Source organism: Pseudomonas oryzihabitans (genome assembly GCF_001518815.1).
Taxonomy (GTDB): domain Bacteria; phylum Pseudomonadota; class Gammaproteobacteria; order Pseudomonadales; family Pseudomonadaceae; genus Chryseomonas; species Chryseomonas oryzihabitans_E.
In genome coordinates this window covers 823,783-844,694 of record NZ_CP013987.1, presented here as the reverse complement: position 1 = coordinate 844,694, position 20,912 = coordinate 823,783, and the positions used below count along the sequence as shown (strand labels likewise).

Below are 20,912 nucleotides of genomic sequence, written 5' to 3'. Positions count from 1 at the left end.
TGCGGTACCCATCCGGTCCAGTAGGGGTGCCTGAAGGTCGTGATTTGCATGGAGCAGCTATGGTCCGAGTTTTCCTTTCAGCCCCCGAGGTGATGTGTTGATGGCTGCCCCCTTGTCGGTATGGCTGGCCGAAGTTCCGGTCGCGTCCCTGAAAGACCTCCGCCTGTTCAAGGGCGTGGAGAACTTTCTGCTGGAAGCGCTCATCGCCCGCTCGGTCACCCGTAGCCTGGTGGCAGGCGAATGCCTGCTGTCACCGGCCATGACCAACCAGTACATGTACCTTATTCTGGAAGGTCGTCTGCGGGTCCACCTGGGCTCGCCGGACAATCCCCCCATCTATCTGCTCGGCCCGGGCGAGTGCTCTGGCGAGATCAGCTTCATGGACAGCGAGCGGCCCAGCGCCTATGTCATCGCCGAGGCCGATACCCAGGTGCTCTGCCTGCATCGCGACCTGGTACTCGAACTGATCGAGCGCTCCTCCAAGGCCATGCACAACCTGCTCGGCATCCTCTGCGAGCGGATGCGCCGTGGCAACCAGCTCATCGTCGATACCGAGCGCAATGCCAACGTCGATACGCTCACTGGCCTCTTCAATCGTCGCCGCCTGGAGCAGCTGTTCGAGCGCGAAAGCACCCGCTGCGCCTTCAATCGACAGCCCCTGAGCCTGCTGATGCTCGATGTGGACCACTTCAAGCGCTACAACGATACCCACGGCCACCTGGCGGGCGACTATGCCCTGTGCCTGGTCGCCAACACCTTGCGCGACCAGCTGAGACCCAAGGACAGCATGGCGCGCTATGGTGGCGAGGAATTCGTCATCCTGTTGCCAGAGATCGATCGCGACGAGGCGATTGCCATCGCTGAACGGCTGCGCCAGAGCCTGGCGGAGATCAAGGACTTCTATTCGCCCTGCGGCAAGCTGCCGGGCGTCACGGTGTCGATCGGGCTGGCCCAGATGCGCAAGGCCGACTCCCTGGAGGAGCTGGTAGGGCGCGCGGACAAGTCGCTCTATCAGGCCAAGAATGCCGGGCGCAATCGGATCAGCGGCTGATCCGATTGCGCCCGTGTTCGGCAGGTAGTTGTTGCCGGGCACGTCGGTTGCTTTACACTGCGGTCTCATTCCGCTTTCGATGATCGAGACCCTCCGTGCTCAAGGCACTCAAAAAATTTCTGGGCAAGGATCAGGAGGTCGCTCAGCCGACCCCCTCTCCTGCGCCCCAAGCTACCCCCAGCGTCGCTCCCGCAGCTCCCTCCGCTCCCGCCCCGGCCGCACTCGAGCCCCAGGTCGAGCGGCCGCCACGCAAACCCCGGAACCAGAACGAAGCCCGCGCCCAGGAGCCCCGCCCTCAGGCGGACAAGACTGCCAAGCCGCGTCGTGAACGCAGCCCGCGCAAGCCCAAGCCGGTTGACACCTGGAAGCTGGAAGACTTCGCGGTCGAGCCGCAGGAAGGCAAGACGCGCTTCCACGACTTCAAGCTGGATCCGCGCCTGATGCACGGCATCCATGACCTTGGCTTTCCCTACTGCACGCCGATCCAGGCGGAAGTACTGGGCTTTACCCTCAAGGGCAAGGACGCCATTGGCCGTGCGCAGACCGGCACCGGCAAGACCGCTGCTTTCCTGATCTCGACGATCACCCAGCTGCTGACCACCCCGCCGCCCAAGGAAAGGTACATGGGTGAGCCGCGGGCACTGATCATCGCGCCAACCCGCGAGCTGGTGGTGCAGATCGCCAACGACGCCCTGGATCTGGCCAAGTACACCGGCCTGAACGTCATGAGCTTTGTCGGCGGCATGGACTTCGACAAGCAGCTCAAGCAGCTCGAAGCACGCTATTGCGACATCCTGGTCGCCACCCCCGGCCGTCTGCTGGACTTCAACCAGCGCGGTGAGGTGCACCTGGATATGGTCGAGGTGATGGTGCTGGACGAGGCCGACCGCATGCTGGATATGGGCTTCATCCCCCAGGTCCGCCAGATCATCCGCCAGACGCCGCCCAAGAGCGAACGCCAGACCCTGCTGTTCTCCGCCACCTTCACCGATGACGTGATGAACCTGGCACGGCAGTGGACCACTGATCCGGCCATCGTCGAGATCGAGCCGGAAAGCGTGGCCAGCGATACCGTCGAGCAGCACGTCTACGCCGTGTCCTCCAGCGACAAGTATCGCCTACTCTACAACCTGGTCGCCCAGAACAACTGGGAGCGGGTGATGGTGTTCGCCAACCGTCGCGACGAGGTGCGCCGTATCGAAGAGCGCCTGACCAAGGACGGCATCAGCGCGGCCCAGATGTCCGGCGACGTGCCTCAGCACAAGCGTATCAAGACCCTCGAAGGCTTCCGCGCCGGCAAGATCCGCGTGCTGGTGGCGACCGACGTGGCCGGTCGCGGCATTCACGTCGACGGCATCAGCCACGTGATCAACTTCACCCTGCCGGAAGACCCGGACGACTACGTGCACCGCATCGGCCGTACCGGCCGCGCCGGTGCCACCGGTACCTCCATCAGCTTCGCCGGCGAAGACGACTCCTTCGCCCTGCCACCCATCGAAGCCCTGCTGGGCCGCAAGATCGGCTGCGAGATGCCGCCGGCCGAGCTGCTCAAGCCGGTCCCGCGGCAGCGTTGAGACCAGCGCCACTGCCGAAGGCTGCCCTGCCGGTCTCGCCAGGGCAGCCGGCACCTCCGCAGGGTGGATAACGGCGCAGCCTTATCCACCTGGCAGGCGGGTCACCACGTGGAAAACGCTGTGCGGTTTTCCACCCTACCTTGTCATCCCTTCGTCCAACGCTCCGCGGCATCCTGATCGCTGGCGCGACCTTCCACCCAGCGTGGACCCTCGGCCGTCTCCTCCTTTTTCCAGAAAGGCGCGCGGGTCTTGAGATAGTCCATCACGAAGTTGCAGGCCTCGAAGGCAGCCTGACGGTGAGCGCTGGCGGTGCCCACGAAGACGATGGGCTCGCCCGGCTCGAGCCGGCCGATACGATGCAGAATATCGACGTTGAGCAGCGGCCAGCGCTGACCCGCCTCCTCCACGATGCGCGCCAGTGCCTTCTCGGTCATGCCGGGAAAGTGTTCGAGGAACAACCCACCCACGTCTCGACCGTCGTTGAAGTCCCGCACATAGCCGACGAAGCCCACGACGGCGCCAATGCCGGTGTTGGCCGCATGCAGGGCATTGAGCTCTTGGCCGGGGTCGAAAGCCGCAGCCTGTACACGAATGGCCATGGTCAACCTCCGGTCACGGTGGGAAAGAAGGCGACCTCATCACCGTTGTGCAACGGCTCGGCCAGGCCACAGAGCTCCTCATTGCGCGCGCACATCAGCCCGCGCTCGCCCAGCGTATCGGCCCAGAGCCCGCCACGCTGGACCAGATGCTCCCGCAGATCACCCACGGTGGCCAAGTCCGGCTCCCAGGCGAGATTTTCCTCGGCGCAGCCCAGGACCTCGCGATAGCGGGCAAAGAATTGCACGCGGATCATGCTTGCTCCTCGGCGCGGAAATGACCGCTTTTGCCACCGCTCTTTTCCAGCAGGCGCACCGCCTCGATGGTCATCCCGCGATCGACCGCCTTGCACATGTCATAGAGGGTCAGGGCCGCCACGCTGGCTGCGGTCAGGGCTTCCATTTCCACCCCGGTCTGGCCGGACAGCTTGCAGGTGGCAGCGATACGTACCGCATCCGGTGCTTCAGCGGTCAGGTGGACCTTGACGCTGGTCAGCATCAGCGGATGGCAGAGCGGAATGAGATCGGCGGTTTTCTTGGCTGCCTGGATACCGGCGATGCGCGCCACGGCAAAGACATCGCCCTTGGGGTGGCCGCCACTCTGGATGAGTTCGAGGGTGTCCGGACGCATGCGCACCCGGGCTTCGGCCGTGGCTTCACGGAAGGTCACCTGCTTGTCGGTGACGTCGACCATGTTGGCACGGCCTTGGGAATCGAGATGGGTCAGCACGGCATGACTCCTGAAAAGGACCTGCCATTGTAGACCTGCCGTGGGAGATTTGATCCCCGCCCCTGGCCAGGCGGGGATCATGGCCTTTACAGATGAGCCTCGGCGTATTCGGCGAGGATGGACCGGGGCACGCCCTGGAGAGTGATGTGCACCCCGTGGTTGAAGCCCTTGAAGCGCTCGGAGAGGTAGGTGAGACCCGAGCTGGTGGCGGAGAGGTAAGGCGTATCGATCTGCGCCAGGTTGCCCAGGCAGATCACCTTGGAGCCGCTACCGGCGCGGGTGATGATGGTCTTCATCTGGTGCGGGGTGAGGTTCTGGCATTCGTCGATGAGGATCAGGCTCTGCTGGAAGCTGCGACCACGGATGTAGTTCAGGGATTTGAATTGCAGCGGCACCTTGCTGAGGATGTAGTCCACGCTGCCGTGGGGGTTGTGGTCATCCATGTGCAGGGCTTCGAGGTTGTCGGTGATGGCACCCAGCCAGGGCTCCATCTTCTCGGCCTCGGTGCCGGGCAGAAAGCCGATGTCCTCGTCCAGGCCCTGGACGCTGCGGGTGGCGATGATCCGCCGATATCTCTTGGTGACCATGGTCTGTTCGATGGCCGCGGCCAACGCCAGGATGGTCTTGCCCGAACCCGCGGCACCGGTCAGGTTGACCAGGTGGATGTCCGGCTCCAGCAGGGCGAACAGCGCCAATGCCTGATAGATGTCCCGTGGCTTGAGCCCCCAGGCCTCCTGATGCATCAGCGGTTCCTGATGCATGTCCAGCAGGATGACCTCACCGTCGCGTACCGCCTTGACCCAGCCAACGAAACCCTGCTCGTCGAGCACGAAGTCGTTGACGTTGAACGGCGGCAATTCGGCGGACAGCTGCACCCGGTGCCAGACCCGGCCCAGCTCCTGGCGACTTTCCACCTTGCTCACGTTGTCCCAGAAGGACCCGGGTAGATTGTGATAACCCTGGGATAGCAGGGAGACGTCGTCGAGCAGCTGGTCGGTCTGGTAGTCCTCCGCGGCGATGCCACAGCCCCGCGCCTTGAGGCGCATGTTGATGTCCTTGGTGACTAGCACCACCCGCTCCTGGGGATGCTGGGTACGCAATTCGACGAGCTGGTTGATGATGCGGTTGTCGTTGATGTCGTCGGGCAGGCAGGCCATGGGGCCGGCGCGGCGGCTCATGAGAATGGACAGTCGCCCCTTGGCCTCGCCCTTGCCGCGGGGAATGGGTACGCCCCGCTCGACGTCCTCGGGCGAGGATTCGGCGAGGACACTGTCGATCAGGCGGATCGCCTGCCGGCACTCGGCGGCAACGTTGTGCTTGCCGGTCTTGAGCTTGTCGAGTTCCTCCAGGACCGTCATGGGAATGGCGACGTGATGCTCTTCGAAATTGAGCAGCGCGTTGGGGTCGTGGATCAGTACGTTGGTGTCGAGCACATAGAGGGTGGGCTGGGTGGGGCGGGAACGTCCGTGATCATCCATACTCGGTCACCTCGTCAGAAACGCTTGACTCGCAAGCCAGTCGACGGAGCGTCAGCAGACGCTCCGCGGCGAAAGGTGCCGTCGCTCCAGCAACGGGTTCACGGACCGGCCAACATGAGGGCACGGGACCCGGGAGATGCGACGGACACTTCGGTAATAACGCAAAAGCCCTTGGGCACAAAAGCTTTTTTTGGCCGCGTTCGATTTTTTTCACGGCCCCGTCGATCTTGCCATCCGGCCAGGCAACGTCGCTCCGCGGCCGTGGTCAATACCTATCGATCCCATGGGCAAGGCCCACTGGAGCCCGGCGACGGAGGCTTCTAGAATGGCGCCTCGCCAAGAGGAGCCAAGCCGATGCTGATGGTGATTTCACCTGCCAAGACGCTGGACTACAGCACACCGCCGAGCACGTCCCGCCATACCCTGCCGCAATACCTGGAGCACTCCCGCGAGCTGATCGACGGACTCAAGACGCTCGCACCGGCTGAGGTCGCTCAGCTCATGGGCGTGTCCGACAAGATCGCCACCCTCAACGTCGCCCGCTTCGGCAGCTGGACCCCGGACTTCACGCCAGACAATGCCAAGCAGGCGCTGCTGGCGTTCAAGGGTGACGTCTATACGGGCCTTGCCGCCGAAGACTTTCAGGAAGACGACTTCGACTTCGCCCAGCGCCACCTGCGCATGTTGTCCGGACTCTATGGCCTGTTGCGTCCGCTGGATCTGATGCAACCCTATCGCCTGGAGATGGGCACCAAATTCGCCAATGCGCGCGGCAAGGACCTCTATGCTTTCTGGGGCGACCGTATTAGTGACTGGCTCAAGGCGGACCTCGCGGCCCAGGGCGATGACATCCTGCTGAATCTGGCCTCGAACGAGTATTTCAGCGCGGTGCGCCGCGCTCGCCTGCAGGCCCGGGTCGTCGATGTGGAATTTCGCGACCTCAAGAATGGCGACTACAAGATCATCAGCTTCTATGCCAAGAAGGCACGGGGCCTGATGGCACGGCATGTGATCAAGCAGCGCATCACCCTGGTGGATGACCTGCGGGATTTCGACGATCAGGGCTATCGCTACTCGACGGAGCGATCTACAGCCGACAAGCTGGTATTTCTGCGTGATGTAGCAGCAGATTAATTCGACGATCAACCGGGAGCATTTGGAGGCATTCCGCCGAATTGACTAGGCGATCACACCCTAGTCCCGGCTCCCGTGAAAGACTGTCATCTCCCTCCAATAAAAATTCTCAGCGCATAAACGGCCTTCCGAGCAGGAAAACTTGTCGGAACTCTCAAAACTGCCGTTATTCCGGAAAAAGGAAACTTCGCTGAGAACCACTTTCGTTTGATTCTGTCTTTGTCTGGTCCTTGCCCTGGGTCATGCCGGCCAATGGCAATCTGTCCGCACGTTCAATTTGTACCGACCGATTATTCGGCGGTTGATCTTTCGAAGCATGGACGCTTCGTCCCGACCTCAGGGACAGCGGCCACAAATCAGCAGACGCTGAAGGAGTAACGCCCATGATTCCCGTCATCCTGTCCGGTGGTAGCGGCTCGCGACTCTGGCCCCTCTCGCGCAAGCTCTACCCCAAGCAGTTCCTGGCTCTGACCAGTGAACAGACCATGTTCCAGGAGACCATCAATCGCCTGGGCTGCGAGGGCAACATCGCTTGCCCCATCATCGTCTGCAACGCCGAACACCGCTATCTGGTGGAAGAGCAGCTCAAGGCCGTCGAGTGCAAGCCCCAGGCCCTGATCATGGAACCCTTCGGTCGCAACACCGCGCCGGCCGTGGCCATCGCTGCCATGCAGCTGGTCGCCGACGGCAAGGACGACCTGATGCTGGTGCTGCCCGCCGATCACGTGATCGAGGACGAAGCCCAGTTCAAGGCGGCCCTGCAGCAGGCTGCCGCCGCCGCCGAGCGTGGCGAGATGGTGCTGTTCGGTATCCCGGCCACCGCGCCCGAGACCGGCTACGGCTACATCAAGACCGGTTCCAACGAGGGTCTGCCCCAGGGCGTGTCTCACGTCGAACGCTTCGTCGAGAAGCCTGACGCCGTCACCGCCACCGAATACGTGGCCTCCGGTGACTACTGCTGGAACAGCGGCATCTTCCTGTTCCGCGCCAGCCGTTTCCTGGAAGAGCTGAAGAAGCACGACACCGACATCTATGACACCTGCCTGCTGGCGCTGGAGCGCAGCAGCATCGACGGCATCAACATCAGCATCGATGCGGCCACCTTTGCCGTCTGCCCGGACAATTCCATCGACTACGCCGTCATGGAAAAGACCACTCGTGCCTGCGTGGTGCCGATGAGCGCCGGCTGGAACGATGTCGGTTCCTGGTCCGCGCTGTGGGACGTCCATGCCAAGGACAGCAATGGCAACGTCATCAAGGGCGACGTCGTCCTGCATGACAGCCACAACTGCCTGGTGCACGGCAATGGCAAGCTGGTGACTTTGGTCGGTCTGGAAAACGTGGTCGTGGTGGAAACCAAGGACGCGGTCATGATCGCCCACAAGGACAAGGTCCAGGACGTCAAGAAGCTGGTCAACGCCCTCGAGAAGCAGGATCGCAAAGAGGTCAAGGCGCACCAGGAAGTCTTCCGTCCCTGGGGTTGCTACGACTCCATCGACATGGGCCAGCGTTTCCAGGTCAAGCGCATCACCGTCAAGCCGGGCGCCCAGCTGTCGCTGCAGATGCACCATCACCGCGCCGAGCACTGGATCGTGGTGTCCGGTACCGCCGAAGTCACCTGTGACGACAAGGTCTTCCTGCTGACCGAGAACCAGTCCACCTACCTGCCGATGACCTCCGTGCACCGCCTGGCCAACCCCGGCAAGGTACCGCTGGAGCTGATCGAAGTGCAGTCCGGTGGCTACCTGGGCGAGGACGACATCGTTCGCTTCGAAGACATCTACGGCCGCGTCGACACCCAGGCCCTGGAAGTCGCCAAGGCAGGCAAGGCGTCCACCCGCTAAGCCCCGACTCACGGCAATCCCCAGACACCGGCCAAGGCCGGTGTCTGCGTTTTCGGCAAGCGCTCGGCAAACCGGTTAGGCTTGTCGTTTCTCTTTTTCGCCATCGGATCCGCTGCATGACCTCTCCCACCCTGCTCCGCCTCGATCAACTGGACGAGGCGCTGGCCGCCTACGACGGCTTCATCCTCGACCTCTGGGGCGTGCTGATCGACGGCTACGAGACCTTTCCCGGCGCCCGTGCGTGGCTGGAGCGCCGCGCTGCCGAGGGCAAGCCGGTATGGTTCCTCAGCAACGCCTCCCGCGACGCCGCCGGCATGGTCGAGGAACTGGGCAAGCTGGGCGTGCCACGCGAACTCTTCGCCGGCATCACCACCTCGGGCCAGTTGGCCATCGATGCCTTCCTGCAGGATGCGAAATTCCGCGAGGGCGGCATCTACCTGTCCGGCCCCGGAACCGGCCAGGCGGGCTGGCCCGCGGAGATCCGCGAGCGCTTCGTCGAGGAGATCGACCAGGCAGCCATCATCCTCGGCGTCGGCAGCTTTCCGGAAGACGAGCTGGAGACCCGCTTCGCGCCCTTGGCGACTGCCCTGGACAAGCCTTTTCTCTGCGCCAACCCGGATCGTAACGTGGTGTCCGGCGGTCTACCCTTCTATGCGGCCGGCAAGCTGGCCGATCGCTTCGCCGCCCTGGGTGGCGAGGTCACCTGGTACGGCAAGCCCGATCCCTATGCCTTCCGCTGCGCTGCAGAGGAACTGGCCACGCGTGGCGCCAGGCGCCTGCTGTTCGTCGGCGACTCCCTGGTGACCGATGTGCCGGGTGCGGTGGCCGCGGAGATCGATTGTCTCTGGTTGGCCGCCACCGGCATCCACCGCGAGGCCCTGGGGCTGGACTTCAATCAGGAGCCTACCCGCGAGGGCCTGGCGCCGCTGCTGGACCAGCATCCTGCGCTACCGCGTTTCGCGGCGGCGGGTCTGGCCTAACCCTTTTCCACACGCCGAGGTATCGATGAGCAAGAAGCACGTAATGGTCTTCAACCGCCTGCCCGAAGAGCTGGTGGAGCGTCTGCGCCAGCACTTCACGGTCGAGGTGATTCCCTTCAGTGCCAACGTCGACCTCTTCGCTGCCTCCGCCGCCAAGGCCCAGGGCCTGATCGGTGCCAGCCGCAAGCTGGGTGAGAAGGAGCTGGAAATGGCCACCACCCTGGAAGCCATCGCCAGCGTGTCGGTTGGCTACGACAGCTACGATGTGGACTACCTGACCAAGCGGGGCATCCTGCTCACCAATACCCCGGACGTGCTCACCGACACCACTGCCGACCTGGGCTTCACCCTGCTGATGAGCGCCGCCCGGCGGGTGCCGGAGCTGGATGCCTTCGTCAAGGCCGGTCTCTGGCGCAAGGGCATCGGTGAAGAGCACTTCGGCACCGATATCCATGGCCGTACCCTGGGCATCGTCGGCGCCGGCCGCATTGGCGCGGCCATCGCCAAGCGCGGCCATTTCGGCTTCGACATGCCGATCCTCTACACCGCCAACAGTGCCAAACCCGAGCTGGAAGAGCAGATGGATGCCCAGCGCCGCGAGCTGGACGACCTGCTCCGCGAGGCCGACTTCGTCTGCCTGGTGGTGCCTCTGTCGGCGGCTACCGAAGGACTCATAGGTGCACGCGAATTGGGGCTGATGAAATCCAGCGCCATCCTGATCAATCTGGCGCGCGGCCCGGTCATCGACGAGCCGGCGCTGATCGAGGCCCTAAGCAGTGGCCAAATCCGCGGCGCGGGCCTGGACGTCTATACCCGCGAGCCCCTGGACGCCTCGCCACTGTTCGAGCTGCCCAACGTGGTGACCCTGCCGCACATTGGCTCGGCCACCCACGAAACGCGCTACGCCATGGCGGAGCGGGCGGTGGACAACCTGATTGCGGCCCTCGAAGGCAAGCAGCCGACCGACCTGGTCAATCCGGCGGCTCTGGAGCGCCGCTGAGCGCTGATCGCCCGCTGCCGTCCCAGGTGGCGTGCCGTACGGCCCCTTAAAGGCTATACTGCCGCGCCGCTCTCGGGTCGGCCGCCCGGCCGGGTGGGCCTCTCTCAGTGTGTCCAGGCCACCCCTCCGATCGGGCCCCTTCGCGGCCCGGTCCGTGCGACCCGAATTGCGCGCCCGTCTCGCCACCGCCCGTGGCCGAGACGCAAGAAACCGCCAAGAGGAGCGCGTACATGACCGTGATCAAGCAGGATGACCTGATCCAGAGCGTTGCCGACGCCCTGCAGTTCATCTCCTATTACCACCCCGTCGACTTCATCCAGGCCATGCACGAGGCCTATCTGCGCGAAGAATCCGCCGCCGCGCGCGACTCCATCGCCCAGATTTTGATCAACTCGCGGATGTGCGCCACCGGCCACCGTCCGATCTGCCAGGACACCGGCATCGTCACCGTGTTCGCCAAGGTTGGCATGGACGTGCGTTGGGACGGCGCCACCCTGAGCCTGGACGAGATGATCAACGAAGGCGTCCGTCGCGCCTACAACCTGCCGGAAAACGTCCTGCGCGCCTCGATCCTGGCCGACCCGGCCGGTGCTCGCCGGAACACCAAGGACAACACCCCGGCGGTGATCCACTACCAGATCGTCACCGGCAACACCGTGGAGATCGATGTCGCGGCCAAGGGCGGCGGCTCCGAGAACAAGTCGAAGATGGCCATGCTCAACCCGTCCGATTCCATCGTCGACTGGGTGCTCAAGACCGTGCCGACCATGGGCGCCGGCTGGTGTCCGCCGGGCATGCTGGGCATCGGCATCGGCGGCACCGCCGAGAAGGCCGCGGTGCTGGCCAAGGAATCGCTGATGGACGAGATCGACATCCATGAGCTGAAGGCCCGCGGCCCGCAGAATCGTCTGGAAGAGTTGCGCCTGGAGATCTTCGACAAGGTCAACCAGCTGGGCATCGGCGCCCAGGGCCTGGGCGGCCTGACCACGGTGCTGGACGTCAAGATCAAGGACTATCCGACCCACGCCGCCTCCCTGCCGGTGTGCATGATCCCCAACTGCGCCGCCACCCGCCACGCCCACTTCGTGCTCGACGGCTCCGGCCCCGCCGCGCTGGAAGCCCCGCCGCTGGACGCCTATCCGGAAGTCGTCTGGGAAGCCGGTCCGAGCGCTCGTCGCGTCGACCTCGACACCCTGACCCCGGAAGAGGTGCAGAGCTGGCAACCGGGCGAGACCGTCCTGCTCAACGGCAAGATGCTCACCGGTCGCGACGCCGCCCACAAGCGCATGGTCGACATGCTCAACAAGGGCGAGCCGCTGCCGGTGGACCTCAAGGGCCGCTTCATCTACTACGTCGGCCCGGTCGATCCGGTAGGCGACGAGGTGGTGGGGCCAGCCGGTCCCACCACGGCCACCCGCATGGACAAGTTCACCCGCCAGATCCTCGACCAGACCGGTCTGCTGGGCATGATCGGCAAGTCCGAACGCGGCCCCATCGCCATCGAGGCGATCAAGGACCACAAGGCGGTGTACCTGATGGCCGTCGGTGGCGCCGCCTACCTGGTGGCCCAGGCCATCAAGGGCTCCCAGGTGCTGGCCTTCCCGGAACTGGGGATGGAAGCCATCTACGAGTTCGAGGTCAAGGACATGCCGGTGACCGTGGCCGTCGACACCCGTGGCGAGTCGGTGCACATCACCGGTCCGCAAGTGTGGCAGAAGAAGATCGCCGACAGCCTCGCCGTCGAGATCTAAGCGCCGCCCGACGAAAAAGCCCAGCCCAGTGCTGGGCTTTTTCATTCAGGGGCGGGGCTGCAATGCCCGCGACTGGTCCGGCCAATCGCGCCGGATGAATACCTGGCCGTGGGACCTCACCCGTCGCACCTCCTCCAGATCGAGATCGGCATACAGCCACTGACTGAGGGCGGGACAGAGTTCGCTGCTTTGGGCGACCACCCCGTCGGCCGGCATGCCGCGATCCGGTGGGACGAATAGTCCGGCGCGGCCGACGTTTTCGTCCAGCGCCGGCGACCAGGGCGCCAAGCCCACCGTCGGCGCCTGCAGCACCGCCAGCTGATTTTCCAGCGCCCGGGCCTGGGCGCCGACCCGTACCCGGTGGAAACCGGCGGCGGTATCGGTGCAACTCGGCACCAGGAGCAGATCAGCTCCCGCTTCGGCCAGGTGGCGGGCCAGCAGCGGAAATTCGCTGTCGTAGCAGATCAGGATGCCAAGACGCCCGAGGGCCGTATCGAATACTCGCAAGCCTTGGCGGCCGCTGGAGATGTTCCACTCTTCTCGCTCGAAGCGGGTCATCATCAGCTTGTCCTGATGGCCCAGGCAGCCCTCGGGACCGAACAGCCAGGCGCGATTGCGGTATTGGCCGTCGCTATCGAGGACGGGAAGCGAACCGGGCAACAGGTACAGCCGCAGCCGGCGCGCCAGGCTTTCACAGAGGTCGCGCCAAGCCGGAATCAGTGGCTGGATGCCGGCAATGGAGCCCTGCAGGTCGCTGCGCTCGTGGGGCGGCAGCTGGCCGCTGAGCACCAGGCCGGCGTATTCGGGCAATAGCAGCAGATGACTGCCTTCGGCTGCGGCCTCCTCACAGAGGTCGGTCAGGTGCGCGACATAGGCATCCCAGGACTCCAGCAGGTCGATGGCGTATTGGCAGGCGGCGAGGCGGATCATGGCAACTCCTTGAGCCAGAAGGTCATGGGCTTGGGCGATTCGGCCGTCTCGTCGAGATCCTGCCAGAGGTAGTGGGTCAGCAACTCCGGATGCTCGACGAAGCCCTCACCACGCCAAAGACCGTGCAAGGGTCGATACCCCACCGGACGGCGCGGATGGTCGTCCGGGCGCTGCACGGCGCAAAAGGCACACCAGGCGAAGCGCCCCAGCTGCCGTGCGCGGGCCTCGCGTTCGGCGAAGAAGCGCCGACCGAGTCCCTGGCCGCGGTAGGCCGGTAGCAGCAGGGACTCGCCGAAATAGTAAATCCGCTCTAGTGGCCAACCATGGGCGAGGAAGGGCTGCTGGAATTCCAGGGTCTCGTCCACCAGCGGCAGGGCGGTGGCAGCGCCCACTACCCGGCCGGCATCGCGGACCAGCACGCAGAGGCTGTCTGGCGCCTTGGCGTAGGTCTGCAGATAGCGGGACTCGTAGTCCAGGGTGCCGTCGTAGAGGTAGGGAAACTTGCGAAAGACCGCGATGCGCAGTGCCGCAAGCTCGGGAATCAGCGGAGCGATGGCGGCGCCGTGAAGAAGTTGGATGTCCATGGACTCTTCTGGTTAAGCAGGAGACGTGAATGGCTATGTCGGCGTTGTCCAGGCACCCTACCATGCGTCGGCAACGCCGTTTTTTCATCAACGACAGGAGCCGCCATGCCAACGACCGATCTTATCGACGCCTACTATGCCGCCTTCAATGCTGGCGACATGGAGCGTTTCCTCGACCTGCTCACCGAGGACGTGGTCCACGACATCAATCAGGGCGAGCGGCAGGTGGGCAAGGCCGCCTTCGCCACCTTCATGGCGCACATGAATCGCTGCTATCGCGAGCGGCTGACCGATCTGGTCGTGATGAGCGAACCCAATGGCCGGCGCGCTGCCGCCGAGTTCGTCGTCCACGGCGAATACCTGGCCAGCGATGAAGGGCTGCCCGCTGCCGACGGCCAGACCTACCAGTTGCCAGCCGGTGCCTTCTTCGAAATCCGCGACGGCAAGGTGGCGCGGGTCACCAACTACTACAACCTCAACGACTGGATCGCCCAGGTCGGCGGCTGACGTCCGTCAGCTGGCGGGAGCACTGTCCGCGCGCAGGGGTCGCATGGAGACGATCCCTGCCCCCTGGAGCTCCCATGCCTACTCTTCCCAGCGATTCCGTCTGCAGCCTGGCCCCCGTCTTCGCCATCCAGCCTGATCAGGTCGAGGCCTTCAAGCGCCTGGGCGAGGCCATGCTGCAGCGCACCCAGAGCGAACCCGGCTGCCTCTACTACGGCTTCTGCTACGACGGCGCCACGGCGCGTTGCCGTGAAGGCTATCGCGACGCCCAGGCGCTACTTGCTCACCTGGACAACGTCGGCGATCTGCTGGAACAGGCCCAGGCCATCGCGACGCTGGAACGCTTCGAGGTATTCGGCGCGGCCGATCAGCTGGAGCAGCTACGCGAGCCACTGGCGGCGCTGAACGCCCGCTTCTTCGTCATGGCCGAAGGTTTTCGCCGCTAGCCTGGCGCAGGTGGCTTCTGCTGCGGCGCCAGCCGTGGCAGTAGCACCGCGAGGATGCGCTTGCGGGTCGGCACCACCAGCCGCTCCTGGAACAGTACGCAAAGCACCACCACCGCCAACAGGAACAGCCAATACCAGACGATGGAATTGGTATAGGCCCCCGCCCCGGCGATGCAGACCTCGCGATTGCCGCTCAGGCACGCCTTGAGATTCCCACCGATCAGCTGTTCCAGGGTCATGTAGATGCCCGACAGGGGTACATGTAGGGCGAACATGGACAGTGACGCGGCCCCCAGCCGGGGCGACCAATGGCGGATGAGTTCACTGGCAGGCTCCCTCGCCAGGGCGGCCAGGTAGACCAGGATCAGCTGCGACGGCAGGAACAGGCCGTTGTGGAAGAGGAAATACCAGAACTTGGGCCCATGAGTGAACAGCGCAGTCCCCACGGCGAAGCTCAGGATCAAGTAGCTCGCCAACAGCATCCGCTGCCGCTCCGACGGCGCCCAGCCGCGCTGGTACTGGCGCCGGAAGATCGCATACAGAAGGATGCCAGCGAGAAACTCCGGCAGACGGAACAGCGGTACCCGCTGCAGGAGACCGGTGAAGGGCATGCCGTAGTTCTGGTTGGCGATCACCAGCAGCGGCGGGATCAGGTAGAGCACCCATACCAGCAGCAACAGCTGCCAGGGCCGCTTGCTGGTCATCAGTCGCGGGGCCAGCTTGGGAAAGGTGAGGTAAAAGAAGAACAGCGCGGAAATCGACCAGAGCGGCGCGTTGAAGGTCAGGTAATAGGGATTCCAGGCCTGCAGCATGAACAGCTGCAACACGGCGTTGAAGGCCAGCTCGCCATTGCTCATGAAGTGCTGGAACAACTCGGGGTTGGTGCGCGCCAGGGGCTCGTTGGTGTCGAACACCACGAAACGAATGCTGGCCGTGGCCGCGCCTGGCGGTATGCCGAGGTTGCCGATCCAGGTCACCACCGCCATCGCCAGCAGCAGGGCGAAGATGTGGATCGGATAGAGGTTGGCGAATCTCTTGACCCAGAAGCTGCGCGCCGGCTCACGCAGGCTGCCGCGACCGCAATAGACATGGGCGAGCAGAAAACCGGAGAGCACGAAGAAGGTGCTGGTGGCGAAGAAGCCCATGCTGGTGATTTCGTCCAGCAGGGGAATGGTCTTGCGCTCGGGATAGAAATGGATGGTGTGGTAGACGACCACATAGAAACCCATCAGGAACCTGAGCCACTCCAGACCAATGAAGCGGTGTTTATCTAAATTCTGCACTAAGGCGTTACTCGTCTGGCCTCGTCCGCGGGACGATGGGTCCGGCCTACCGCACCGGATCGGTTATGTTACCCGCACCTGACATCTGGGGCTGCTAACCGCGCCCCAGTACACCAATCACCAAACGATCCAGCGAGCCCCATAGCCATTCGCGGGCGCGCCGCCACCAGGGACGACTGCGCCAGAACTCCAGGGTGATCTCGCGACTCTGGGCGAAATCCTTGACGAAGCTGGCCGCCACCGCCTGGCTCAGGCCGCGATCGACCGCTTCGACGTTGGCTTCCAAATTGAATCTCAGATTCCAGTGATCGAAGTTGCAGGAACCGACGCTGACCCAGTTGTCCACCAGCACCATCTTGGCGTGGATGAACCTGGGCTGGTATTCGTAGATGCGCACACCGGCGCGCAACAGGCTGCGGTAGTAGCGCTGCCCGGCGAAACGTACCGGGGGGTTGTCGGTATGCCGGCCGGTGAGCAGCAGGCGTACGTCCGCGCCGCGGCGTGCGGCGCGCCGTAACGCCCAGCGCACGCGCCAGGTCGGCAGGAAATAGGGGGTGGCGAACCAGATGCGCTCGCGGCCCCCTACCAGGGCACGAATCAGCGCCTGGAGGATATCGCGGTGCTGGCGGGCATCGGCATAGGCCACCCGGCCCTGCCCTTCCTGGGCGGCCGGTGGTGGTGGTGGGCGTTCGCGGCCGCGGCGCGGACGCGGCTTCCAGGCGCGGCGGCGACCGACCGCCTCCCATTGCCGCTCGAACAGCGCCAGCCAGTCTTCCACCAGCGGCCCCTGGATACGCACCATCACCTCGTGCCAGTTGCAGTCGCTCTTGGCCGGATCCCAGAAGTCATCGGTCGCGCCGCTGCCACCGACAAAGGCTTCTTCGCCGTCGATGATGAAGATCTTGCGATGATCGCGGTGCAGATTGTGCAGGCCGTGGCCGAAGCGCACGGGATTGAAGAGGCGCAGTTCGGCGCCCGCTTCCTCCAGCTGGCGGCGCAAGCCGGCGTCCATCCGCAGGGTGCCGAAGCCATCGAACAGGCAGCGCACCGCGACGCCCCGGCGGGCCGCCTCGGTCAGCGCCACGAGCAGCTGTTCGGAGCAGCTCCCGGCTTCCACCAGATAGAGTTCGACATCGATCTGGCGACTGGCGCCAGCAATGGATTCGAGCATGGCCGGAAAGAACCGACCGCCGTCCACCAGCAATTCGAACCTGTTGTTTTCCCGCCATGGAAAGACGGCGCCCCGCATGCTTCCTACTCCGTGCCTGTGGCCATTGCATAAGAAGGCACGCGCGTGGGTTCGTTCAGTGAGGTTCGCGGTTTGGCTAACTGGGCCTTGGTCGGCGCACCTCGGCAAGCTCTGGATGGGGCATGGCTAGGCCCCGGGCCCGATGGACGGGCACCGGTCGGAGCAGGGTATCAGCGCAGTCTAGAGCGTCGGTTCGGGTCGCCGGGCGGTCCAGTCCACCTGCTGGGGGAAGCGTCCGGTCACCTCGGCGCTCAGTGGCCGCGAGACCAAGAAGCCCTGCATGATTTCGCAGCCGTGCTCGATCAGCCAGTCGCGCTGCTCCAGGGTCTCCACGCCTTCCGCGATGACTTCCAGATCCAGGTTGCGACCCAGTTCGAGGATGGTGCTGACGATGGCAGCATCACGCGAGGAGTCCAGCATGTTGGCGATGAACAGCTGATCGATCTTCAGGGTGTCCAGCTCGAAGTGACGCAGGTAGGCCAGCGAGGAATAGCCGGTACCGAAGTCGTCCACCGCGATGCGCACGCCAAGGGCACGCAATTGCGACAGCTGCGCCCGGGTGTAGTCGATGTCGTGCATCAGCGCCGACTCGGTCACCTCGATTTCCATCTGCTCGGGCCGCAGATGGTGAGTCTCGATGATCTGGCGCAGGCTTTCCGCCAGTTGCGGCATGCCGAATTGCACGGGGCTGAGGTTGATGCTCAGCAGCAGCTCGTCGCCATAGATCTCCTGCAGGGACTGCAGCTTGGTCGCGCCTTCGCGGAAGATCCAGTCGCCGATGCGATTGATCAGCCGGGTCTCTTCCAGCAGCGGGATGAAGACGCTGGGCGAGACCTTGCCGGCCACCGTGTGCTCCCAGCGCAGCAGCGCCTCGAAGCCGCGCAGGCGACCATCGCGCAGATAGACCTGCGGCTGGTAGGCGAGGACGAAATCCTTGTTATCGATGGCATTGCGCACGCTCTCTTCGAGCATCAGTCGTGAGCGGGCACGGCCATTCATTTCCGGCGAGAAGAAGCGGTACTGCTGGCGCCCACCGCGTTTGGCCTCGTACATGGCGATGTCGGCCGAGCGCAGCAGGCCGTCCACGGTATGGCCGCAATCGGGATAGCTGGCGATGCCGATGCTGGCGCCCAGACTGACTTCCATGCCGTCGATGCGATGCACCGTGGCCAACAGCTCCAGCAGCTTCTCGGCGACCCGGGCGGCATCCTCGGGATGCTCCAGGGAATCGAGCAGGGCGGTGAATTCGTCGCCACCCATGCGCGCCAGGATGTCGTAGGGCCGCATGCAGCTCTTGAGCTGCTCGGCGACGATGCACAGCACCCGGTCACCCGCTTCGTGGCCGAGGGAATCGTTGATGCGCTTGAAGCCGTCGAGGTCGATGTAGAGCACGGCCATGCGCTTGCCGTTGCGACCACTGCGCGCCAGCGCCGCTTCCAGCGTCTGGTTGAAGCCACGGCGGTTGAGCAGCCCGGTCAGGGCATCGGTGACGGCCTGGGATTCGAGCTGGTCCTGCAGCTCGCGCATGCGCGACATGTCCAGCGCGATGATGACCATGGCGCGCTGCATGCGTGGCAGCGGCGCGCAGGACAGCGCCACCGGCAGGCTGTCGCCGCGGTTGGTCCGCAGGCGCGCGTCGTGCAGGCGATAGGTCTCGCGGCGGTCGTAGTGCTCCATGAAGGGCGAGGTCTGCCAGTCGTCGAGACCGTTGCCGCCTTCGAGGAAATCGAGAAAGTTGGCGTGCACCAGATCGCTGACGCTGCATCTGAGCATGCGGGCGATGGCGGCATTGGCGAAGGTCACCCGCCCCTGTTCGTTGACGGTGAGGATACCCTCGGCGGCATTGTCGAGCAGCGAATCGCTGAAGGACTTGGCCAGCTCCAGCTGCTGGGTGGCCTGCAGCAGTTCGCGGCGATTGCGCTCGTGATCGAGCAGCGAGCGCACCTTATGCCGGAGGATGTTGGGATCGACCGGTTTGAGCAGGTAGTCGACCGCGCCGGTGGCATAGCCACGCAGCACCGATTCGTAGGAATGGGCTTCGGCGGAGACGAAGATGATCGGAGTGAAACGGGTGCGCAGGTTGCTGCGCATGATGCGCGCCACCTCGAAGCCATCCATGATCGGCATCTGGACGTCGAGCAGCACCAGGTCGACGGTTTCGTCCAGCAGGTATTGCAGGGCGCGCTCACCCGAGGCGGCCGTGATCACCCGCCAATTTCCGACCTCCAGCACAGCCTGCATGGCGAACAGGTTCTCCTGGCGGTCGTCCACCACCAGCAATACCGGGCCTTGCTCTGTCTGCGGCAACGGGCACTCCATCAAGCCTTTCTCCCCGCGGCTTCTGCCGCCGTGCAGCAGCCATAAGCGGCTGGCTACCCCTTCCCTTCGTGTCCGTTATGCGATGTGTCGCTCCAACCCTACTAGCGTAGCAGCCGGACAGGCGCCTGCCGCCTGCAATTTGACAGGAGGAAGCCTTCGCGACGTCTATCAGAGCGCAAAATGAAAAAGCAGTTTCCGCAACCCTTCACCAGGGCGCGGAAACTGCGGGTCGCGGACGACGAGCGGTCGCTACTGGGCGGTGGCGCCAGTCGCGCCGGGAAGCGGACGCAGATTGACCTCGACGCGGCGATTCTGCGCGCGACCATCGGCGGTGGCGTTGCTGGCGATGGGCGCGTCGGGACCGGCGCCGCGGGTGCTCAGCCGCACCGCGGGCACGCCCTGAGCGGTCAGGTAGCCGGCGACGTTTTGCGCCCGCCGCTGGGACAACTCGACGTTGTGGGCACGGCTGCCGGTGCTGTCGGTGTAGCCGACGATCTCGATGCTGTTCTGATCGAACTGCTTGAAGGAATTGGCCAGATCGTTCAGCGGCTTGTAGAAGCTATTGGCGATATCGGCGGAATCGGTAGCGAAGGTGATGTTGCCCGGCATGATCAGCTTGATGTCGTCGCCCTGGCGCTGCACCTCGACACCGGTATTTTCCATCTGCCGACGCAGTTCGGCTTCCTGGCGATCGGCATAGTAGCCATAGCCGGCGGCGGCCGCGCCCACGGCAGCGGCACCGATCAGCGCGCCCTTGCCCCGGTGATTGTGATCGATGGCGGCACCGGCGACCGCACCGGCCAGGGCACCCAGGCCACCGTACTTGGCGGTATTGGAAGTGCCACCGCTGGCCTGACCCTGGTTTTCGTAGAGATTGGGGGATGCGCATCCCGCCAGGGTGGCCAAGGCCAGGCTGGCGAGAAGCATACGAGTGGGCAGCGCCATGTCTTTACTCCTTGAAAATCCATTGCGGCGGACAGGGCCGCACCTTGCGATTCTAGCTGCGTGATCTGAATCGCAACTGAACGAAGCGGTACGCCCGGACACTTATCGCAATAGCAAGGCTCTAACCAGGCGATTGAAGAAATCAAATATCGATAGCTTGCACATCGATTTTTTACGATCTAAGGTTCGTAACAACCCAATATGACGATACGACCGCGATGGACGAGATCCTCAAAGCCTTGGCCAATCCCTTGCGCCGCCAGATCCTAGGCTGGCTGCGTGATCCCCAGCAGTACTTCCCGCATCAGGAACACGACCTGGGCACTGGCGTCTGTGCCGGCCAGATCGAGGCCCGAGCCGGGCTGTCGCAGTCCACGGTGTCGGCGCATCTGGCGGTGCTGACCCGGGCCGGGCTGGTCACCACGCGGCGAATCGGCCAATGGGTGTTCTACCAACGCGACGAGGCCGCCATCCAGGCCTTTCTGCAACGCCTCGCCCGCGACCTCTAGTCTGC

At 64.2% G+C, this 20,912-nt stretch carries 20 protein-coding genes; 10 read left to right on the top strand and 10 right to left on the bottom strand.

Translation table 11 applies throughout. From position 1 onward, the window contains the following. The first annotated feature begins 100 nt into the window (after positions 1–100). Complete coding sequence (locus APT59_RS03885; RefSeq protein ID WP_059313643.1) at positions 101–1,051, top strand: GGDEF domain-containing protein; 951 nt, start codon at positions 101–103, stop codon at positions 1,049–1,051. A 95-nt stretch (positions 1,052–1,146) separates the two neighbouring features. Beyond that, positions 1,147–2,625: an ATP-dependent RNA helicase RhlB gene (rhlB, locus tag APT59_RS03880; RefSeq protein ID WP_059313642.1), complete on the top strand. Its 1,479-nt coding sequence runs from the start codon at positions 1,147–1,149 to the stop codon at positions 2,623–2,625. A 143-nt stretch (positions 2,626–2,768) separates the two neighbouring features. Here the strand turns inward: rhlB and moaE are convergent, their stop codons facing one another. The 4 genes from moaE to APT59_RS03860 form a co-directional block, all read right to left on the bottom strand. After that, complete coding sequence (moaE, locus tag APT59_RS03875; protein ID WP_059313641.1) at positions 2,769–3,224, bottom strand: molybdopterin synthase catalytic subunit MoaE; 456 nt, start codon at positions 3,222–3,224, stop codon at positions 2,769–2,771. A gap of 2 nt (positions 3,225–3,226) precedes the next feature. Continuing rightward, a complete protein-coding gene (locus tag APT59_RS03870; protein ID WP_059313640.1) occupies positions 3,227–3,478 on the bottom strand; it encodes a MoaD/ThiS family protein in 252 nt (83 codons plus the stop codon). Next, entirely contained in the window at positions 3,475–3,951 is a 477-nt protein-coding gene (gene moaC / locus APT59_RS03865) for a cyclic pyranopterin monophosphate synthase MoaC (RefSeq protein ID WP_059313639.1), read from the bottom strand. The genes APT59_RS03870 and moaC overlap by 4 nt, the downstream gene beginning before the upstream one ends. An 86-nt stretch (positions 3,952–4,037) precedes the next feature. Then, positions 4,038–5,429 carry a PhoH family protein gene (locus APT59_RS03860; RefSeq protein ID WP_059313638.1) on the bottom strand — a complete coding sequence of 464 codons (1,392 nt, stop codon included), beginning with the start codon at positions 5,427–5,429 and terminating at the stop codon, positions 4,038–4,040. Between the two features lie 354 nt (positions 5,430–5,783). Between APT59_RS03860 and yaaA the strand changes: the two genes are divergently transcribed. The 5 genes from yaaA to APT59_RS03835 all read left to right on the top strand — a co-directional run bounded on the left by yaaA (position 5,784) and on the right by APT59_RS03835 (position 12,138). Next, positions 5,784–6,563 (top strand): peroxide stress protein YaaA, encoded by a 780-nt coding sequence (gene yaaA, locus APT59_RS03855; protein ID WP_059313637.1) that lies wholly within the window; start codon positions 5,784–5,786, stop codon positions 6,561–6,563. Between the two features lie 383 nt (positions 6,564–6,946). After that, positions 6,947–8,407 carry a mannose-1-phosphate guanylyltransferase/mannose-6-phosphate isomerase gene (locus APT59_RS03850; protein WP_059313636.1) on the top strand — a complete coding sequence of 487 codons (1,461 nt, stop codon included), beginning with the start codon at positions 6,947–6,949 and terminating at the stop codon, positions 8,405–8,407. Positions 8,408–8,523: 116 nt separating this feature from the next. Beyond that, a complete protein-coding gene (locus tag APT59_RS03845) occupies positions 8,524–9,387 on the top strand; it encodes a TIGR01459 family HAD-type hydrolase (RefSeq protein WP_059313635.1) in 864 nt (287 codons plus the stop codon). A gap of 25 nt (positions 9,388–9,412) precedes the next feature. Then, positions 9,413–10,387 (top strand): 2-hydroxyacid dehydrogenase, encoded by a 975-nt coding sequence (locus APT59_RS03840; RefSeq protein ID WP_059313634.1) that lies wholly within the window; start codon positions 9,413–9,415, stop codon positions 10,385–10,387. A 230-nt stretch (positions 10,388–10,617) separates the two neighbouring features. Beyond that, a complete protein-coding gene (locus tag APT59_RS03835; RefSeq protein ID WP_059313633.1) occupies positions 10,618–12,138 on the top strand; it encodes a fumarate hydratase in 1,521 nt (506 codons plus the stop codon). 45 nt (positions 12,139–12,183) lie between these two features. Here the strand turns inward: APT59_RS03835 and APT59_RS03830 are convergent, their stop codons facing one another. Beyond that, positions 12,184–13,068, bottom strand: a complete 885-nt coding sequence (locus APT59_RS03830; protein WP_059313632.1) for a carbon-nitrogen hydrolase family protein — start codon at positions 13,066–13,068, stop codon at positions 12,184–12,186. After that, positions 13,065–13,652, bottom strand: a complete 588-nt coding sequence (locus APT59_RS03825) for a GNAT family N-acetyltransferase (RefSeq protein ID WP_059313631.1) — start codon at positions 13,650–13,652, stop codon at positions 13,065–13,067. Before APT59_RS03825 ends, APT59_RS03830 begins: the two co-directional genes overlap by 4 nt. Positions 13,653–13,757: 105 nt before the next feature. Between APT59_RS03825 and APT59_RS03820 the strand changes: the two genes are divergently transcribed. Further along, on the top strand, positions 13,758–14,159 hold the full coding sequence (locus APT59_RS03820; protein WP_059313630.1) for a ketosteroid isomerase-related protein: 402 nt from the start codon (positions 13,758–13,760) through the stop codon (positions 14,157–14,159). A gap of 74 nt (positions 14,160–14,233) precedes the next feature. Further along, positions 14,234–14,602 carry a putative quinol monooxygenase gene (locus APT59_RS03815; protein WP_059313629.1) on the top strand — a complete coding sequence of 123 codons (369 nt, stop codon included), beginning with the start codon at positions 14,234–14,236 and terminating at the stop codon, positions 14,600–14,602. On the opposite strand, the gene APT59_RS03810 is transcribed toward APT59_RS03815, so the two are convergent. The 4 genes from APT59_RS03810 to APT59_RS03795 form a co-directional block, all read right to left on the bottom strand. After that, entirely contained in the window at positions 14,599–15,831 is a 1,233-nt protein-coding gene (locus tag APT59_RS03810; protein WP_059313628.1) for an acyltransferase family protein, read from the bottom strand. The genes APT59_RS03815 and APT59_RS03810 overlap by 4 nt on opposite strands. A 148-nt stretch (positions 15,832–15,979) precedes the next feature. Continuing rightward, on the bottom strand, positions 15,980–17,134 hold the full coding sequence (locus APT59_RS03805) for a phospholipase D-like domain-containing protein (protein ID WP_059313627.1): 1,155 nt from the start codon (positions 17,132–17,134) through the stop codon (positions 15,980–15,982). A 180-nt stretch (positions 17,135–17,314) separates the two neighbouring features. After that, complete coding sequence (locus APT59_RS03800) at positions 17,315–19,453, bottom strand: putative bifunctional diguanylate cyclase/phosphodiesterase (protein ID WP_174523124.1); 2,139 nt, start codon at positions 19,451–19,453, stop codon at positions 17,315–17,317. 249 nt (positions 19,454–19,702) lie between these two features. After that, positions 19,703–20,398: an OmpA family protein gene (locus APT59_RS03795; RefSeq protein ID WP_059313625.1), complete on the bottom strand. Its 696-nt coding sequence runs from the start codon at positions 20,396–20,398 to the stop codon at positions 19,703–19,705. 218 nt (positions 20,399–20,616) lie between these two features. Here APT59_RS03795 and APT59_RS03790 point away from each other — a divergent pair, with 218 nt between their 5' ends. Continuing rightward, positions 20,617–20,907 (top strand): ArsR/SmtB family transcription factor, encoded by a 291-nt coding sequence (locus tag APT59_RS03790; RefSeq protein ID WP_059313624.1) that lies wholly within the window; start codon positions 20,617–20,619, stop codon positions 20,905–20,907. Positions 20,908–20,912 lie beyond the last annotated feature (5 nt).

Bases quoted from the DNA above. Each gene is read 5' to 3' on its own strand.
- APT59_RS03835 (WP_059313633.1), top strand. From the start codon at position 10,618: ATGACCGTGATCAAGCAGGATGACCTGATCCAGAGCGTTGCCGACGCC.
- APT59_RS03815 (WP_059313629.1), top strand. From the start codon at position 14,234: ATGCCTACTCTTCCCAGCGATTCCGTCTGCAGCCTGGCCCCCGTCTTC.
- moaE (WP_059313641.1), bottom strand. From the start codon at position 3,224: ATGGCCATTCGTGTACAGGCTGCGGCTTTCGACCCCGGCCAAGAGCTC.
- APT59_RS03860 (WP_059313638.1), bottom strand. From the start codon at position 5,429: ATGGATGATCACGGACGTTCCCGCCCCACCCAGCCCACCCTCTATGTG.
- APT59_RS03810 (WP_059313628.1), bottom strand. From the start codon at position 15,831: ATGGGTTTCTATGTGGTCGTCTACCACACCATCCATTTCTATCCCGAG.
- APT59_RS03820 (WP_059313630.1), top strand. From the start codon at position 13,758: ATGCCAACGACCGATCTTATCGACGCCTACTATGCCGCCTTCAATGCT.
- APT59_RS03825 (WP_059313631.1), bottom strand. From the start codon at position 13,652: ATGGACATCCAACTTCTTCACGGCGCCGCCATCGCTCCGCTGATTCCC.
- APT59_RS03790 (WP_059313624.1), top strand. From the start codon at position 20,617: ATGGACGAGATCCTCAAAGCCTTGGCCAATCCCTTGCGCCGCCAGATC.
- APT59_RS03830 (WP_059313632.1), bottom strand. From the start codon at position 13,068: ATGATCCGCCTCGCCGCCTGCCAATACGCCATCGACCTGCTGGAGTCC.
- APT59_RS03870 (WP_059313640.1), bottom strand. From the start codon at position 3,478: ATGATCCGCGTGCAATTCTTTGCCCGCTATCGCGAGGTCCTGGGCTGC.
- APT59_RS03805 (WP_059313627.1), bottom strand. From the start codon at position 17,134: ATGCGGGGCGCCGTCTTTCCATGGCGGGAAAACAACAGGTTCGAATTG.
- APT59_RS03800 (WP_174523124.1), bottom strand. From the start codon at position 19,453: ATGGAGTGCCCGTTGCCGCAGACAGAGCAAGGCCCGGTATTGCTGGTG.
- APT59_RS03845 (WP_059313635.1), top strand. From the start codon at position 8,524: ATGACCTCTCCCACCCTGCTCCGCCTCGATCAACTGGACGAGGCGCTG.
- APT59_RS03795 (WP_059313625.1), bottom strand. From the start codon at position 20,398: ATGGCGCTGCCCACTCGTATGCTTCTCGCCAGCCTGGCCTTGGCCACC.
- APT59_RS03840 (WP_059313634.1), top strand. From the start codon at position 9,413: ATGAGCAAGAAGCACGTAATGGTCTTCAACCGCCTGCCCGAAGAGCTG.
- APT59_RS03850 (WP_059313636.1), top strand. From the start codon at position 6,947: ATGATTCCCGTCATCCTGTCCGGTGGTAGCGGCTCGCGACTCTGGCCC.
- APT59_RS03885 (WP_059313643.1), top strand. From the start codon at position 101: ATGGCTGCCCCCTTGTCGGTATGGCTGGCCGAAGTTCCGGTCGCGTCC.
- yaaA (WP_059313637.1), top strand. From the start codon at position 5,784: ATGCTGATGGTGATTTCACCTGCCAAGACGCTGGACTACAGCACACCG.